This is a genomic window from Streptococcus mitis, assembly GCF_946188585.1.
Classification (GTDB): Bacteria; Bacillota; Bacilli; order Lactobacillales; family Streptococcaceae; genus Streptococcus; species Streptococcus mitis_DG.
In genome coordinates this window covers 193,395-209,693 of sequence record NZ_CAMHVI010000003.1, presented here as the reverse complement: position 1 = coordinate 209,693, position 16,299 = coordinate 193,395, and the positions used below count along the sequence as shown (strand labels likewise).

Below are 16,299 nucleotides of genomic sequence, written 5' to 3'. Positions count from 1 at the left end.
AAAATCAAGGGTTTCGTTTCCCTTGATTTTTTACTATCTTATAAATAATTTTCTGCGACTGCTGCATCTCCTGGATAGGCTTCTTTCTTACCTTGGACGATTTGGTAGCAATCGGCTCCTTTACCAGCGATAATCACAGCATCTAATTCTTGACTTGTGATAGCCATCGCTGCCTTGATGGCTTCTTGGCGATCCGCAATCTTTTTAACAGGATGATTGATGTAGCTACTAATTTCATCCGCAATGGCCATTGGATCTTCATAGTTGGGGTCATCAGCAGTCAGAAAGACTTGAATCTCAGGGTGTTGGTTCAGGAGGAGGCCAAAGTCCTTACGACGGCTTTCTCCCTTGTTTCCTGTCGAACCAAGAACCAGTGCAATTTTTCCAGTTTGATGAGTTTCTACGACATTGATGAGTTTTTTGAGACTATCACCATTGTGGGCATAGTCGATGAAAACCTTGGCTCCGTTTTTCTGAGTGAGAACTTCCATACGACCAGGAACTCGGGTTGCAGCGATTCCTTTTTTGATGTCCTCAAGACTAGCTCCGAGACGGAGGCAGGCAAGTCCAGCAGCGACTGCATTTTCTTGGTTGAAGTGACCAATCAGTTGGATATCATAATCTCCAGCAAGTTTACCTGTAGCTGAGAAGCTAAAGGCTTTGGAATTCTCAATTTGGTTTTCAGACTGGCTACCATAAAAATCATGGTCTTGATATTCAACTTGTTCTTTCAAGACAGAAAAGTGGTCCATGTCACTGTTAATGATGACTGCTCGGCTATTTTCCATCAAGAGACGTTTGTGGTAGAAGTAGTCTTCAAACGTCGGATGTTCAATCGGGCCGATATGGTCTGGGCTGATATTGAGGAAAACTCCCACATCAAAGGTTAGACCATAGACACGCTTGACCAGATAGGCTTGACTGGATACCTCCATGATGAGGTGAGTACGGTCATTTTGTACAGCTTGATTCATCATGTCAAAGAGGTCAATGCTCTCAGGGGTTGTCAATGCAGACTTAAAGAAAGTCTTGCCATCTAGAGTTGTGTTCATGGTCGACAACATAGCAGGTCGATGCCCTTGAGATAAAATGTTATAGGCGAAGTAGGCTGCTGTTGTTTTACCTTTGGTTCCAGTGAAGGCGAGGAGTTTGAGTTTGTCTTGGGGATTCCCATAAAATTCCATGGCAATCAAACTCATGGCTTTCTTGATATCACTGACGATAATAGCAGGAATACTAACCTCATAGTCTTCTTCAGCCACATACCAACCGAGGCCTTGAGAGATGGCAGAAAGCAAAAATTCCTTCTTAAAGCCAGCACCCTTGACGAAAAAGAGGCTCTTCTCTTTGGCCTTGCGACTATCATAGCAGATGGTGTCAAATACGACATGGCTGTAGTTGTAGTGATAATGTCCTTGGTCGATAATCTCACGGAAGAGACCATCTTTCTTTAAAATATCTAATACGGTTTCAATCTTAATCATACTTTCTATTGTAAACCGAAAGTCGTAAATTTACAAGTGACAAGGAAAAGTTTATAATGGAAGATGAGGAATTTTTCCTAGTTATTAAAATTAAATGAGGAATCTATGTCTAACGAAAACAATCACCAGCAGGCCCAGATGTTACGAGGGACTGCTTGGCTAACGGCTAGTAACTTTATCAGTCGTCTACTCGGGGCTATTTATATTATCCCTTGGTATATCTGGATGGGGTCTTATGCGGCTACAGCAAATGGTCTCTTCACCATGGGCTATAATATCTATGCCTGGTTCTTGCTGATTTCAACAGCAGGGATTCCAGTTGCGGTGGCCAAGCAAGTGGCCAAGTATAATACCATGCGAGAAGAAGAGCATAGCTTTGCCCTGATTCGGAGCTTTTTAGGCTTTATGACAGGACTTGGTCTGGTCTTTGCATTAGTCTTGTATCTCTTTTCTCCTTGGCTAGCAGACTTATCGGGTGTGGGGAAAGACTTGATCCCAATCATGCAGAGCTTGGCTTGGGCAGTCTTGATTTTCCCATCTATGAGTGTTATCCGAGGTTTCTTCCAAGGGATGAATAACCTGAAACCTTATGCTATGAGCCAAATCGCTGAACAGGTCATTCGTGTAATCTGGATGCTCTTGGCTACCTTTATGATTATGAAAATGGGCTCAGGAGATTATCTAGCAGCGGTTACCCAATCCACCTTTGCTGCCTTTGTCGGCATGGTAGCCAGTTTTGTAGTTTTGATCTATTTCCTTGCCAAAGAAGGCTTACTTAAAAGAGTCCTTGAAACAGGAGATAAGATTAATAGTAAGCGTCTTTTGATCGATACCATTAAGGAAGCCATTCCTTTTATCCTAACGGGTTCTGCTATCCAGCTCTTCCAGATTCTGGACCAGATGACCTTTATCAATAGTATGAGCTGGTTTACCAACTATAGTAATGAAGACTTGGTTGTCATGTTTTCTTATTTCTCAGCCAATCCTAATAAAATCACTATGATTTTAATTTCCTTAGGAGTTTCGATTGGTGGTGTAGGCTTGCCACTTTTGACCGAAAACTATGTGAAAGGTGATTTGAGGTCTGCCTCTAAATTGATTCAAGATAATCTAACGATGCTTCTATTGTTTCTTTTTCCTGCAACAGTGGGAGTGGTCATGGTCGGTGAACCTATTTATACCATATTTTACGGGAAGCCAGATGGTTTGGCATTAGGTTTGTTTATCTTTGCAGTCTTACAGTCAACCATTTTGGGTGTATATATGGTTTTGTCACCAATGCTTCAGGCTATGTTCCATAATCGTAAAGCGATCCGTTACTTTTTCTATGGTTCGGTTGCTAAGCTAGTCTTGCAATTACCAACAATTTATCTTTTTCACAGTTATGGTCCTTTGATTTCAACATCAATCGCTCTTATCATCCCTATTATATTCATTTATCGTGAACTATGTAGGGTAACAGGAATGAGAGGTAATGTGGTATTTAGGAGAACGATTTTAATCAGTTTGTTGACTTTTGTTATGTTCATCAGTGTAGGTGCTATCCAGTGGATACTGGGATTTGTCTTCCAACCAAGTGGACGTTTGTGGAGTTTTCTATATGTAACTCTTATCGGTGCAATGGGTGGAGGAGTTTATGGAATTATGAGCCTCCGTACCCGTTTATTGGATAAGGTGATTGGAAAAGCCCAAGCAGATCGCTTGAGAATCAAATTAAAGTTAACTTAAAAAATATTTATAAATAAAAGGGATAATTTGAACATTTCTATCATGAAATGCTTGAATTATTCTCTTTTTTATTAATTTGTAGAATAATAACTAAAGTTTGTAGATAGTAATTTTATTTTTCTTAAATTTTACTTAAAAAAACTATTGACTAAATAAAACACGAGTTGTATAATAAGACAAATATTTAAATCAGGAGGTCCTGGAGATGAAAAAATCTAAAGCCAAGTATGCAACACTTGCAGGTATCGTGCTAAGTGCAGGTATTTTGTTAAGTGCCTGTGGAAATTCTAGTACAGAGTCAAAAACATATAACTATGTTTATACTAGTGATCCGTCTAGTTTGAATTATCTAGCAGAGAACCGTGCAACAACCAATGATATCGTGGTTAATCTAGTAGATGGACTCATGGAAAATGATCAGTATGGGAACTATATCCCATCCTTGGCAGAGGATTGGAGTGTATCCAAGGATGGTCTGACCTATACCTACAAACTGCGTAAAGATGCTAAATGGTATACTGCAGATGGAGATGAATATGCTCCTGTAACTGCCCAAGATTTTGTAACTGGTTTGAAATATGCGGCTGATAAAAAATCAGAAGCCTTGTACTTAGTACAAGAATCCGTTGCTGGTTTAGATGACTATATCACTGGTAAAACAAGCGACTTTTCAACTGTCGGAGTTAAGGCTCTTGATGACCAAACTGTTCAATATACCTTGACACGACCAGAATCTTACTGGAACTCAAAAACAACTTCAACCATTCTCTTCCCAGTCAATGCGGATTTCTTGAAATCAAAAGGGGATGATTTTGGGAAGGTAGACCCATCTAGCATTTTGTACAATGGACCTTTCTTGATGAAATCCTTTGTTTCAAAATCTGTCATCGAATTCAAGAAAAATCCTAACTACTGGGATGCTAAAAATGTCTTTGTAGATGATGTGAAATTGGCCTATTATGATGGTAGTGACCAAGATGCACTGGCTCGTAACTTTGTAGAAGGTGCTTATAGCTATGCTCGTCTTTATCCAAATAGTTCAAGTTTTGAAGGAATTAAAGAAAAGAATAAGGACAATATCATCTATAGCTTGCAAGATGCTACTTCTTACTTCTTAAACTTTAACCTAGATAGAAAATCTTATAAATTCACTTCAAAAACAAGTGATGCTGAGAAGAAATCGACTCAAGAAGCGGTTCTTAACAAAAACTTCCGTCAAGCCATCAACTTTGCATATGATCGTACAGCTTACGGGGCTCAATCTCAAGGAGAAGATGGTGCAACTAAGATTTTGCGTAACTTGGTTGTTCCTCCAAACTTTGTAAGTATCAACGGAAAAGACTTTGGTGAAGTAGTAGCCTCTAAGATGGTCAATTATGGTAAGGAATGGCAAGGAATCAACTTTGCGGATGCCCAAGATCCATACTACAATGCTGAAAAAGCCAAAGCCAAATTTGCTGAAGCTAAGAAAGAACTCCAAGCCAAAGGAGTTCAATTCCCTATCCACCTGGACATGACAGTTGACCAAGCTGCTAAAAAGGGTGTCCAAGAGGCAAACTCTATGAAGCAATCTATTGAGGCAGCTTTAGGTGCAGAAAATGTCGTAATTGATATTCAACAACTCACTACTGAAGATTATGATAATACAAGCTATTTGGCTCAGACAGCAGCTCAGAAGGATTATGATCTTTACAACGGTGGTTGGGGTCCTGATTACCAAGATCCTTCAACCTATCTTGATGTCTTTAATGTTAATTCTGGTGGTCTGATGCAAAATCTAGGTTTAGAGCCAGGTGAAGCCAATGACAAGGCCAAGGCTGTTGGACTAGATGTCTACACTCAAATGTTGGAAGAAGCCAATAAGGAACAAGATCTTGCAAAACGCTATGAAAAGTATGCTGATATCCAAGCGTGGTTGGTAGATAGCGCTTTAGCAATTCCAAATGTGTCTAAGGGTGGAACACCAGTATTGAGAAAGACAGTTCCTTTCTCAGAACCATATTCATTAGCTGGTAATAAAGGTATTGAATCATATAAATACCTCAAAGTACAAGATAAGACAGTCACAAAAGAAGAATATGAAAAAGCCAAAGAAAAATGGCTGAAAGAAAAAGAAGAATCCAATAAAAAAGCCCAAGAAGAATTGGCAAAACACGTCAAATAAGGATTTTTCAAGAAAAACGATGGTTTCGAAAGAAGCTGTCGTTTTTTATATAGTTTGAAACTATAACTAGCTCTTGAAAAGAAGAAAATGAGTTGATGAAAATAAGTGGTACAATAGTTACTATAGATTTGGAGGTATTGTATGAGCAAGGAATTACACATTAACACAATTTTGGCCCAGGCGGGTATCAAGTCAGATGAAGCGACAGGAGCTTTGGTGACACCGATTCATTTTTCGACGACTTATCAGCACCCAGAGTTTGGTCAGTCTACTGGATTTGACTATACGCGCACCAAAAACCCAACTCGCAGTAAGGCGGAAGAAGTCTTGGCGGCTATTGAGTCCGCAGACTATGCCCTAGCGACTAGCTCAGGTATGTCAGCTATTGTACTGGCCTTTAGCGTCTTTCCAGTAGGAAGTAAGGTCTTGGCTGTCCGTGACCTTTATGGTGGTTCTTTCCGCTGGTTCAACCAAGTGGAGCAGGAAGGCCGTTTCCATTTTACCTATGCCAATACAGAAGAAGAGTTGATTGCCGAGTTAGAAAAGGACGTGGATGTTCTCTATATCGAAACCCCAACCAATCCCTTGATGTTGGAATTTGATATCGAAAAACTAGCCAAATTGGCTCATGCTAAGGGTGCCAAAGTGGTGGTAGACAATACCTTCTACAGCCCTATCTACCAACGTCCGATTGAAGATGGAGCAGATATCGTTCTCCATTCAGCAACCAAGTATCTAGCAGGTCACAATGATGTTTTGGCTGGAGTGGTTGTGACCAATAGTTTAGAACTATACGAGAAACTCTTTTACAATCTCAATACGACAGGGGCAGTCTTGTCTCCATTTGACAGTTATCAATTGATTCGTGGTCTCAAGACCTTATCTCTTCGTATGGAGCGCTCAACATCCAATGCCCAAGAAGTGGTTGCCTTTTTGAAGGATTCTCCAGCAGTTAAGGAAGTTCTCTACACTGGTCGTGGAGGTATGATTTCCTTTAAAGTGGCGGATGAAACACGCATTCCACATATCTTGAATAGCCTCAAGGTTTTCTCTTTTGCCGAAAGTTTGGGTGGGGTAGAAAGTCTCATTACTTATCCAACGACGCAAACTCATGCTGATATTCCAGCAGAAGTGCGCCATTCTTATGGTTTGACAGATGACCTATTGCGTTTGTCGATTGGGATTGAGGATGCTAGAGATTTGATTGCAGATTTGCGCCAAGCCTTAGAAGGATAAGATAAAGATGGGAAAATATGATTTTACAAGCCTGCCCAACCGTTTAGGGCACCATACCTATAAATGGAAAGAAGCAGAAACGGATAGTGAAATCCTACCAGCTTGGATAGCGGATATGGACTTTGTAGTCTTGCCTGAAATCCGCCAAGCTGTGCAAACTTACGCTGATCAACTGGTTTATGGCTATACCTATGCCAGTGAAGAGTTAATTAAGGAAGTTCAAAAGTGGGAAGCAACACAACACGGTTACCACTTTGACAAAGAGGCTCTTGTCTTTATCGAGGGTGTGGTACCAGCCATCTCAACAGCTATTCAAGCCTTTACAAAAGAAGGCGAGGCAGTTCTGATTAACACACCAGTTTACCCACCTTTTGCTCGCAGTGTCAAGTTGAATAACCGCAGATTGATTACCAATTCTTTGGTGGAAAAGGATGGTCTGTTTGAGATTGACTTTGACCAATTGGAGAAGGATTTGGTAGAAGAGGATGTGAAACTCTATATCCTCTGCAACCCTCATAATCCTGGTGGACGTGTGTGGGAAAAGGAAGTGTTGGAGAAGATTGGCCAGCTCTGTCAAAAACATAGTGTTTTCTTGGTTTCAGATGAGATTCACCAAGATTTGGCCCTCTTTGGTCACAAACACCATTCTTTCAATACCATTAATCCTGCCTTTAAAGAATTTGCTATCGTCTTAAGCAGTGCTACTAAAACTTTTAACATCGCTGGAACAAAAAATTCCTATGCAGTCATTGAAAATCCTAAGTTGAGAGTGGCTTACCAGAAACGCCAGTTGGCTAATAATCAACATGAAATTTCAGGCTTGGGTTATCTGGCGACAGAAGCTGCTTATCGCTATGGGAAGGATTGGCTAGAGGAACTCAAGCAAGTCTTTGAAGACCATATTAATTATGTGGTAGATTTATTTGGAAAAGAGACTAAAATCAAGGTCATGAAGCCGCAAGGAACCTACTTGATTTGGCTTGATTTTTCAGCCTATGACCTGACTGATGAAAGATTGCAAGAGCTGTTGAGAAATGAAGCCAAGGTTATCCTCAACCGTGGTTTGGATTTTGGAGAGGAAGGGAGTCTCCATGCCCGTCTCAATGTAGCTATGCCGAAGTCAGTACTAGAAGAGGTTTGCCAACGCATCGTGACCACTTTTGCTAAACTTTAAAAATCCAGCCTTCTAGGAGAAAAGTATCCTTAGAAGGCTATTTTCATAGGGGAAAATATGGTATAATAAAAAGATAAGGTAAAGGTAAAAATATGGCTAAATTGATTCCGGGGAAAGTCCGTATCGAAGGCGTTGCCCTTTATGAAACTGGTAAAGTTGACATCATCAAGGAAAAGAATAATCGGCTCTACGCTCGCGTCGCAGAAGAAGAACTGCGCTATAGTTTAGAGGATGATTTGGTTTTTTGTGCCTGCGATTTTTTCCAAAAGAGGGGCTACTGTGTGCATTTGGCAGCTCTGGAGCATTTTTTGAAAAATGATGAGCGTGGCCAAGAAATCTTGCAGGGTCTTGAAGAAGGTCATGAAGAAAAAGAAGCCGTTGAAACCAAGGTGACCTTGGGTGGTAAATTTTTGGACCGAATCTTGTCTCCAAAAGCAGAACGTGCCTATGAATTATCGGCTGTGGGACAAGTGGAAGCAGGAACCAATCGTATCTTGTGGACTCTGAGAATCGGGCAAACCAATAGTCAAAAATACTATGTCATTCGGGATATTCCGCTCTTTTTAAAAGTCGTCGAGAAGAGAAAACCTTATATGATTGGAAAAACTTATGAGGAATCTCTGTCTTTGGAAGCCTTTGATGAGGCAAGTCAAGAGCTTCTGGCTTTTTTGCGGGGACTAACGGAGGAAGGACTTAGTCCAGATCTTTTTTTCCAAAACCAGGGTCGGCATTTCTTTTTTCCTCTGACCTTTTTTGAGCAGGGTGTGAATTTACTGATGACCTTGCCGCATTTTCAATTTGACCATCAAGTAGATAGCTACCAAACCCTGATTTTTCAGGATTTGCATGCGGGTGCTAATCTATTTGCCTTTATAGTAAAAGAATACTCGGATTATTTTGAAATGGAAATCAGTGAGAGTCCTAGAGTCAATGTCTTTTATCAGGGAGCCGTACTTTTCCATAAAGGACAGGTTTATTTTCTAACAGACCAGCAGATACGTCTTCTCAAGGAAATCAAAGCGTTGCCTTTGGATCAGCATGGAAAGAAATACTTGCAATTTGATAGCAGTGACCGCGATAAATTGGCTTCCTGTTTAACTCTTTTTAGCCAGATGGGGACCGTTTCAGCTCCAGAACGTCTACATATCAAAACTTTTGAACCCTCTTTTTACTTTGATAGGGAAGAAGACAATCGGATTCGTTTAGAAATTCAGTTTGATTATGGAGACAGGAAGGTATCTAGCCGACAAGAGCTAGAAGAATTACCTTTTTCGAGTGATGCTGACTTAGAAGAAAGAGTTTTCCAAGTCTGTTTGGCAGCTGGATTTGAAGCAGACTTTCAATCTTGGCGTCAGGCCTTAAAAGCCGAGTCTGTTTATCATTTCTTCCATGACATCATTCCAGTTTTTGAAAAACTCGGGAATGTTGATCTATCAGACAAGCTAGAAGAAATTTATAGCCTAGCAAGCCCTCAAGTGCAGATTGCTTCCAAGGGAGGTCTCTTGGAAATCCAGTTTGATTTTCAAGATATTGCCCAAGAGGAAATTGACCAAGCCATGCAGGCCTTGGTTGCCAATCAAGATTTTTACATTGGTGCGTCCAATCAAGTCTACTTTTTCGATGAAGAAACCAAGAAAATTCGCCAAAATCTACAGGAACTGGGGCAGTTTGAATTAAAAGATGGGGCCTTGCAGGCTCGAAAATCTTTGGCTTATAGTTTAGCCCATCTCTTTGAAGGACGAGATCGTGTTTCTTTTTCACAAGAATTCCAGAATCTGGCCCAGGATTTGACGCATCCAGAGGACTTTCCTTTGCAAGCAACTCAGGTTCAGGCTGATTTACGAGATTATCAGGAAAAGGGAATTCGTTGGTTGCAAATGCTCCATCATTATGGTTTTGGTGGGATTTTAGCTGATGATATGGGACTTGGTAAAACCCTGCAGACCATTGCATTTTTGACCAGCCAAGTGACAAAAGAAAGTCGAGTCTTGATTCTCGCTCCGTCGGGTTTGATTTACAACTGGGCAGATGAATTTCAGAAATTTGCTCCACAGTTGGATGTGGTTGTTGTTCATGGTTTGAAAGCTAGTCGTGAGGAGATTCTTGCCGAGAGCCATCAAATCTATGTGACGAGCTATGCTACCTTCCGTCAGGATAGTGATCTTTATCAGGGGATGGCCTTTGACTTCCTTTTCTTAGATGAAGCTCAGGTCATGAAAAATTCCCAAACTAAGATTGCCCAGACCTTGAGACAATTTGTGGTGCCGTCAGTCTTTGCCTTGTCAGGAACTCCTATTGAAAACCATCTGGGTGAGTTGTGGTCTATTTTCCAAATCGTCATGCCAGGACTCTTGCCAAGCAAGAAAGAATTTATGAAATTACCAGCTGAGCGCGTTGCTCAGTTTATCAAACCTTTCGTTATGAGGCGCAAGAAAGAAGAAGTGCTGACTGAATTACCAGACTTGATTGAAGTGGTTTACAAGAATGAACTGGAAGACCAGCAAAAGGCTATTTACCTAGCTCAGTTGCAACAGATGCGAGACCGTCTGGCTCAAGTGTCAGATCAGGAATTCCAGCGAAGTCGGGTGGAAATCTTGTCTGGTCTGATGCGCTTGCGCCAAATCTGTGACACCCCTGCCCTCTTTATGGAGGATTATCAGGGTGCCAGTGGTAAACTGGATAGTCTCCGAGACCTGCTGGTACAGGTGGCAGACGGCGGACACCGTGTCTTGATTTTCTCGCAGTTCAAGGGAATGTTGGAGAAAATTGAACAAGAACTGCCAGACTTGGGCTTGACATCCTTTAAAATTACGGGTTCAACCCCAGCCATAGAAAGACAAGACATGACTAAAGCCTTTAACCAAGGTGAAAGAGATGCCTTTCTGATTTCCCTCAAGGCTGGTGGTGTCGGTCTGAATCTGACAGGTGCTGATACGGTTATTTTGGTTGACCTTTGGTGGAATCCTGCGGTGGAAGCGCAAGCTATTGGCCGTGCCCATCGGATGGGGCAGGAAGAAACGGTTGAGGTTTATCGCTTGGTTACTAGGGGAACCATTGAAGAAAAAATTCAGGAACTCCAAGAACAAAAGAAACATCTGGTGTCACAAGTATTGGACGGGACAGAGTCACGTGGCAGTCTGACCCTAGCAGAAATTAGAGAAATTTTGGGAATTTCTGAAGCCAGCACTTGAAAAATCAAGACAATACGCTATAATGAAGTGTTGAAAGGAAATAGAAAATGAGAGAAGAACGATTTCCATTGGTGTCAGATGATGAAGTCATGCTGACTGAGATGCCAGTCATGGACCTCTATGATGAATCTGACTTTATCAGTAATATCAAGGGAGAATACCGTGATAAGAATTATCTGGAGTGGGCTCCTATTACTGAAGAAAAACCAGTAAAAGCGGTTGAAAAGCAAATAGAGAAACCTAAGAAGGCTGGTTTAGGGGTTAAGAAAGAAGGAAAGAGCTATGCGGAGGTGGCACGTGAAGAAGCGCGTGCAGACTTGAAAAAGAAACGCTCAGCAAGCTATCTGACCAAGGACATCACTCCTACAAGACGCAATACTCAGCCAAGTCCAGTTAGACAGGGCAATCAACCGACAGCGCCTTTCCAAAAGGAAAATCCTGGTGAATTTGTCAAATATAGCCAAAAATTGACCCAGTCTCATTATATCTTGGCGGAAGAAGTGAGCCATATTTCTACTCAAGCTGAGCCAAAAGAAACTTCAGGCCCAAAGAAAAATAATTATGATTTTCTGAAGAAGAGCCAAATCTACAATAAAAAGAATCAACAAAAAGAACAAGAACGTCAGGTTGCCCAAGAGTTGAATCTGACAAGAATTACGGAATAGGGGAGAAAACATGTCAAAGACATATCATTTTATCGGAATTAAGGGATCAGGGATGAGTGCCTTAGCCTTGATGTTGCACCAAATGGGACACAAGGTACAGGGATCTGATGTTGAAAAGTATTACTTCACTCAACGCGGTCTTGAGCAGGCAGGGATTACCATTCTTCCTTTTGATGAAAAGAATCTGGATGGAGATATGGAAATTATCGCTGGAAATGCCTTTCGTCCAGATAACAACGTCGAAATTGCCTATGCGGACCAAAATGGCATTAGTTACAAACGTTACCATGAGTTCCTAGGTAGCTTTATGCGTGACTTTGTCAGCATGGGAGTAGCTGGAGCGCATGGAAAAACTTCAACTACTGGGATGTTGTCTCATGTCTTGTCTCACATTACAGATACTAGCTTCTTGATTGGAGACGGGACTGGTCGTGGTTCGGCCAATGCTAAATATTTTGTCTTTGAATCTGACGAATACGAGCGTCACTTTATGCCTTATCACCCAGAATACTCTATTATCACCAACATTGACTTTGACCATCCAGACTATTTCACAAGTCTAGAGGATGTTTTCAATGCCTTTAACGACTATGCTAAACAAATTACCAAAGGTTTGTTTATCTACGGTGAAGATGCTGAATTGCGTAAGATTACGTCTGATGCTCCGATTTATTATTATGGTTTTGAAGCAGAAGGTAATGACTTTGTCGCTAGTGATCTTCTTCGTTCAACAACTGGTTCAACCTTCACAGTTCACTTCCGTGGACAAGAGCTGGGTCAATTCCACATTCCAACCTTTGGTCGTCACAATATCATGAATGCGACAGCTGTTATTGGTCTTCTTTACACAGCAGGATTTGATTTAAACTTGGTGCGTGAACACCTGAAAACATTTGCCGGTGTTAAGCGTCGTTTCACTGAGAAAATTGTCAATGATACGGTGATTATCGATGACTTTGCCCACCATCCAACAGAAATTATTGCGACCTTGGATGCGGCTCGTCAGAAATACCCAAGCAAGGAAATTGTTGCAGTCTTCCAACCGCATACTTTTACAAGAACCATTGCCTTGTTGGACGAATTTGCCCACGCTTTGAACCAAGCGGATGCTGTTTATCTAGCCCAAATTTATGGATCTGCTCGTGAAGTAGACCATGGTGATGTTAAGGTAGAAGACCTAGCCAATAAAATCAATAAGAAACACCAAGTGATTACTGTTGAAAATGTTTCTCCACTCCTAGACCATGACAATGCTGTTTACGTCTTTATGGGAGCAGGAGATATCCAAACCTATGAATATTCATTCGAGCATCTCTTGTCTAACCTGACAAGCAATGTTCAATAGGAAGTTCTCATGGAAATTCCAATTAAAATCATTCGGGCAAGTAAGTCTGATTTAACTGAGATAGAGGCACTTCAGGCCTCATCTTTTCCAGCTGAAAAGCAGCAACCTTCCCATATTTTAGAAGAAAGTATCCGTAAGTGTGCGGATACCTTTCTTCTAGCTAGGGATGAAAATCAGCTTCTGGGCTATGTTCTAGGCGATCCTCAGCCACATAATCCGCAATGTCTAGAAATGCATTCTTTAGTCATTGACTCTGGCCATCAGAGACAGGGCTTGGGCACGCTTCTTCTTGCAGCCTTGAAAGAGGTGGCGGTTGAGCTGGATTACAAAGCTATTCGTTTGAAGAGTCCTGATGAGTTGCTATCCTATTTTGAAATGAACGGTTTTATTGATGAAGAAACTTCCCTTTATGCAGCTAGTCAAGGTTTTAGTATGATTTGGTTTAATCCCTTTTATCTGGAGGCACAATGAAAATCAGGAAAGCAAGATTAGAAGATTTAGATCGTATCGTTGAGATTGAACTAGAAAATTTCTCACTTGAAGAAGCCATTCCTCGCTCGGTTTTTGAAGCTCATTTGCGAAAAATTCAGACCTCGTTTCTGGTTGCAGAAAAAGAAGGCAGAATCATGGGGTATATAGAAGGGCCAGTTGGACCATACCGCCATCTGCAAGATCAGTCTTTTACAGAAGAGATAGAAGATTATAGTCATGAGCCGAGTGGTTATATCTCTGTGACCTGTCTTTCTATTGCCAAGGAAGCACAGGGCCTTGGACTTGGTCAAAAATTATTAACAGCCTTGAAAGAGTTGGCTCTTGAACACGAAAGAGAAGGTATTAACCTAACCTGTCATGACTATCTCATCGCCTACTACGAAAAACATGGATTTGTCAATGAAGGCCGGTCTCAGTCAACCTTTGCAGGGGAAACCTGGTATGATATGGTCTGGGAAGCTAAAAAATAAGCGAGAAAAGCATGCTAGGTTGCTTTTCTTTCGTTTTTAAGATATAATATTATGGATTGTCAACGAGGAGGATAAACTTTTGAGTGAAAAAACAAGAGAAGACGAAAAATTAAGCTTTAAAGAGCAAATTTTACGTGATTTAGAGAGAGTAAAAAAACAAGATAGAAGTGAGCAAGAAAACGAGATTACAAGTTTTGAAACTCCTTTATCTCAAGAAGATTCAGTAGATCCTTCAACTCAGGAACATGAACCTTCAGCAGAAGAGTTGATGGCTAATTCTCTTTCTGTTGTGGATCAAATATTAAAGAATGCTCCTGGTGTTCCATCACGTTCTAATAATATTTCGGATGAAATTGCAGGAAATGAAGAAGTTGCAGAACCTAAAATTGAAGCGGTAGTTGAACCAGTAGAACCTGTTTTCGAGCCAGTTCAACCAAAAGTAGAACCTGTAAAACTTAACGAAGACAAAGAATTTAACGAGATTCCAACAAAGGTTGCGGTGTCGTATAAAACAAGTAGACAACAGGAAGAAGTTAGTACTCCTGCAGTGGATAATGAGCTATCTGAGTTAGCTGAATCGGCAGATAGCCTAGGTTCAGTTCCTAGACGTAGTCGCCGTGAGACAGTTAAACCAGTTAAGAAGAAAAAATCACATTTGAAGGCATTCTTCATTTCTCTACTGATTTTCCTAGCCTTGATTTCGGCAGGTGGTTACTTCGGTTATCAGTATGTTCAGTCATCCTTGCTACCTGTTGATGCAAATTCTAAGGAATATGTGACTGTTCAAATTCCAGAAGGAGCCAATGTCCAAGAAATCGGATCAACTCTTGAGCATTCTGGTGTGATTAAACACGGTGTGATTTTTGCTTTCTATGCAAAATATAAGAATTATTCAGATTTGAAGGCTGGATATTACAATTTGCAAAAGAGCATGAGTACAGAGGACATCATTAAGGAACTGCAAAAAGGTGGTACACCTGAACCTCAGGCTCCATCTCTTGCAAACTTGACAATTCCAGAAGGATATACCATTGATCAAATCGCCCAAGCTGTAGGCCAATTACAAGGTGAATTTAAAGAACCTTTGACAGCGGAAGCTTTCTTGGCTAAAGTGCAAGATGACAACTTTATCAGTCAAGAAGTTGCTAAATATCCAAACCTACTCGAAAGCTTGCCAACGAAAGAAAGTGGAGCTCGTTACCGTTTGGAAGGTTATCTTTTCCCAGCGACCTACTCTATCAAGGAAAGCACAACTATTGAAAGCTTGATTGATGAGATGTTAGCTGCTATGGATAAGACTTTGACTCCACACTATAGTGCAATTAAGTCTAAAAACTTGACAGTCAATGAATTGCTAACAATTGCGTCACTTGTTGAAAAAGAAGGTGCTAAGACTGAAGATCGTAAGTTGATTGCAGGTGTTTTCTACAATCGCTTGAACCTTGGTATGCCGCTTCAAAGCAATATTGCAATCTTGTATGCTCAAGGCAAACTCGGTCAAAAGATTAGCCTAGCAGATGATGCTGGAATTGATACATCGATTAATTCACCATATAATGTTTATACAAAACCTGGTTTGATGCCTGGTCCAGTGGATAGTCCAAGTCAGGACGCGATTGAAGCAAGTATCAACCAAACGAAGAGTGAGAACCTCTACTTTGTAGCCAATGTTACAGATGGTAAAGTCTATTACGCAGTGACTCAGGAAGAACATGATCGTAATGTAGCTGAGCACGTCAATAGCAAGCTTACTCAAAATAGTAGTTCAAACTAAGACTACAAACATGAGAATCTCAGATAGAGATTCAATACTATCGAAAGAAAGTTGAGAAAAATGGCAGAAAAAACATATCCTATGACCCTTGAGGAAAAGGAAAAACTTGAAAAAGAATTAGAAGAATTGAAATTGGTCCGCCGACCAGAAGTAGTAGAACGCATTAAGATTGCCCGTTCATACGGTGACCTTTCTGAAAACAGTGAATACGAAGCAGCGAAGGATGAACAAGCCTTTGTCGAAGGACAAATCTCTAGCTTGGAAACAAAAATCCGCTATGCTGAAATCGTCAATAGCGACTCAGTTGCCCAAGATGAAGTAGCGATTGGTAAAACAGTCACTATCCAAGAAATTGGTGAGGACGAAGAAGAAGTTTATATTATCGTAGGTTCAGCTGGTGCGGATGCCTTTGCAGGTAAAGTTTCAAATGAAAGCCCAATTGGACAAGCCTTGATTGGCAAGAAAACAGGTGACACAGCAACCATTGAAACACCTGTTGGTAGCTATGATGTAAAAATCTTGAAGGTTGAAAAAACAGCCTAATGATTAAAAGGAGTAGAAAGAGGGAAATATCCT

12 protein-coding genes are annotated in these 16,299 nt (G+C 40.9%); 11 read left to right on the top strand and 1 reads right to left on the bottom strand.

The features are described from left to right. Positions 1-38: 38 nt before the first annotated feature. On the bottom strand, positions 39-1,484 hold the full coding sequence (locus tag N8M66_RS05840) for a UDP-N-acetylmuramoyl-L-alanyl-D-glutamate--L-lysine ligase (RefSeq protein WP_261046166.1): 1,446 nt from the start codon (positions 1,482-1,484) through the stop codon (positions 39-41). A gap of 105 nt (positions 1,485-1,589) precedes the next feature. On the opposite strand from N8M66_RS05840, the gene N8M66_RS05835 reads away from it, so the two are divergent. The 11 genes from N8M66_RS05835 (at position 1,590) to greA (ending at position 16,266) form a co-directional block, all read left to right on the top strand. Further along, positions 1,590-3,212, top strand: a complete 1,623-nt coding sequence (locus N8M66_RS05835; RefSeq protein WP_261046165.1) for a putative polysaccharide biosynthesis protein — start codon at positions 1,590-1,592, stop codon at positions 3,210-3,212. Positions 3,213-3,417: 205 nt separating this feature from the next. Further along, positions 3,418-5,376 carry a peptide ABC transporter substrate-binding protein gene (locus N8M66_RS05830; protein ID WP_261046163.1) on the top strand — a complete coding sequence of 653 codons (1,959 nt, stop codon included), beginning with the start codon at positions 3,418-3,420 and terminating at the stop codon, positions 5,374-5,376. Between the two features lie 141 nt (positions 5,377-5,517). Next, positions 5,518-6,612 (top strand): cystathionine gamma-synthase, encoded by a 1,095-nt coding sequence (locus N8M66_RS05825; RefSeq protein WP_004269779.1) that lies wholly within the window; start codon positions 5,518-5,520, stop codon positions 6,610-6,612. A 7-nt stretch (positions 6,613-6,619) separates the two neighbouring features. Continuing rightward, positions 6,620-7,786 carry a MalY/PatB family protein gene (locus N8M66_RS05820; RefSeq protein ID WP_070479437.1) on the top strand — a complete coding sequence of 389 codons (1,167 nt, stop codon included), beginning with the start codon at positions 6,620-6,622 and terminating at the stop codon, positions 7,784-7,786. Between the two features lie 92 nt (positions 7,787-7,878). Further along, complete coding sequence (locus N8M66_RS05815; RefSeq protein ID WP_261046162.1) at positions 7,879-10,977, top strand: DEAD/DEAH box helicase; 3,099 nt, start codon at positions 7,879-7,881, stop codon at positions 10,975-10,977. 47 nt (positions 10,978-11,024) lie between these two features. Then, positions 11,025-11,642, top strand: a complete 618-nt coding sequence (locus tag N8M66_RS05810; RefSeq protein ID WP_261046160.1) for a cystathionine gamma-synthase — start codon at positions 11,025-11,027, stop codon at positions 11,640-11,642. A gap of 10 nt (positions 11,643-11,652) precedes the next feature. Next, positions 11,653-12,987: a UDP-N-acetylmuramate--L-alanine ligase gene (gene murC / locus N8M66_RS05805; protein WP_261046157.1), complete on the top strand. Its 1,335-nt coding sequence runs from the start codon at positions 11,653-11,655 to the stop codon at positions 12,985-12,987. A gap of 9 nt (positions 12,988-12,996) precedes the next feature. Beyond that, positions 12,997-13,458 (top strand): GNAT family N-acetyltransferase, encoded by a 462-nt coding sequence (locus N8M66_RS05800; RefSeq protein ID WP_084862533.1) that lies wholly within the window; start codon positions 12,997-12,999, stop codon positions 13,456-13,458. After that, entirely contained in the window at positions 13,455-13,949 is a 495-nt protein-coding gene (locus N8M66_RS05795; RefSeq protein WP_020902221.1) for a GNAT family N-acetyltransferase, read from the top strand. The genes N8M66_RS05800 and N8M66_RS05795 overlap by 4 nt, the downstream gene beginning before the upstream one ends. A gap of 79 nt (positions 13,950-14,028) precedes the next feature. After that, entirely contained in the window at positions 14,029-15,723 is a 1,695-nt protein-coding gene (gene mltG / locus N8M66_RS05790; protein ID WP_020902220.1) for an endolytic transglycosylase MltG, read from the top strand. Positions 15,724-15,783: 60 nt separating this feature from the next. After that, complete coding sequence (gene greA, locus N8M66_RS05785) at positions 15,784-16,266, top strand: transcription elongation factor GreA (RefSeq protein WP_000818768.1); 483 nt, start codon at positions 15,784-15,786, stop codon at positions 16,264-16,266. Positions 16,267-16,299: the final 33 nt, after the last annotated feature.

Coding starts and splice junctions, on each gene's coding strand:
- N8M66_RS05840 (WP_261046166.1), bottom strand. CDS start 1,484: ATGATTAAGATTGAAACCGTATTAGATATTTTAAAGAAAGATGGTCTC.
- N8M66_RS05835 (WP_261046165.1), top strand. CDS start 1,590: ATGTCTAACGAAAACAATCACCAGCAGGCCCAGATGTTACGAGGGACT.
- N8M66_RS05830 (WP_261046163.1), top strand. CDS start 3,418: ATGAAAAAATCTAAAGCCAAGTATGCAACACTTGCAGGTATCGTGCTA.
- N8M66_RS05825 (WP_004269779.1), top strand. CDS start 5,518: ATGAGCAAGGAATTACACATTAACACAATTTTGGCCCAGGCGGGTATC.
- N8M66_RS05820 (WP_070479437.1), top strand. CDS start 6,620: ATGGGAAAATATGATTTTACAAGCCTGCCCAACCGTTTAGGGCACCAT.
- N8M66_RS05815 (WP_261046162.1), top strand. CDS start 7,879: ATGGCTAAATTGATTCCGGGGAAAGTCCGTATCGAAGGCGTTGCCCTT.
- N8M66_RS05810 (WP_261046160.1), top strand. CDS start 11,025: ATGAGAGAAGAACGATTTCCATTGGTGTCAGATGATGAAGTCATGCTG.
- murC (WP_261046157.1), top strand. CDS start 11,653: ATGTCAAAGACATATCATTTTATCGGAATTAAGGGATCAGGGATGAGT.
- N8M66_RS05800 (WP_084862533.1), top strand. CDS start 12,997: ATGGAAATTCCAATTAAAATCATTCGGGCAAGTAAGTCTGATTTAACT.
- N8M66_RS05795 (WP_020902221.1), top strand. CDS start 13,455: ATGAAAATCAGGAAAGCAAGATTAGAAGATTTAGATCGTATCGTTGAG.
- greA (WP_000818768.1), top strand. CDS start 15,784: ATGGCAGAAAAAACATATCCTATGACCCTTGAGGAAAAGGAAAAACTT.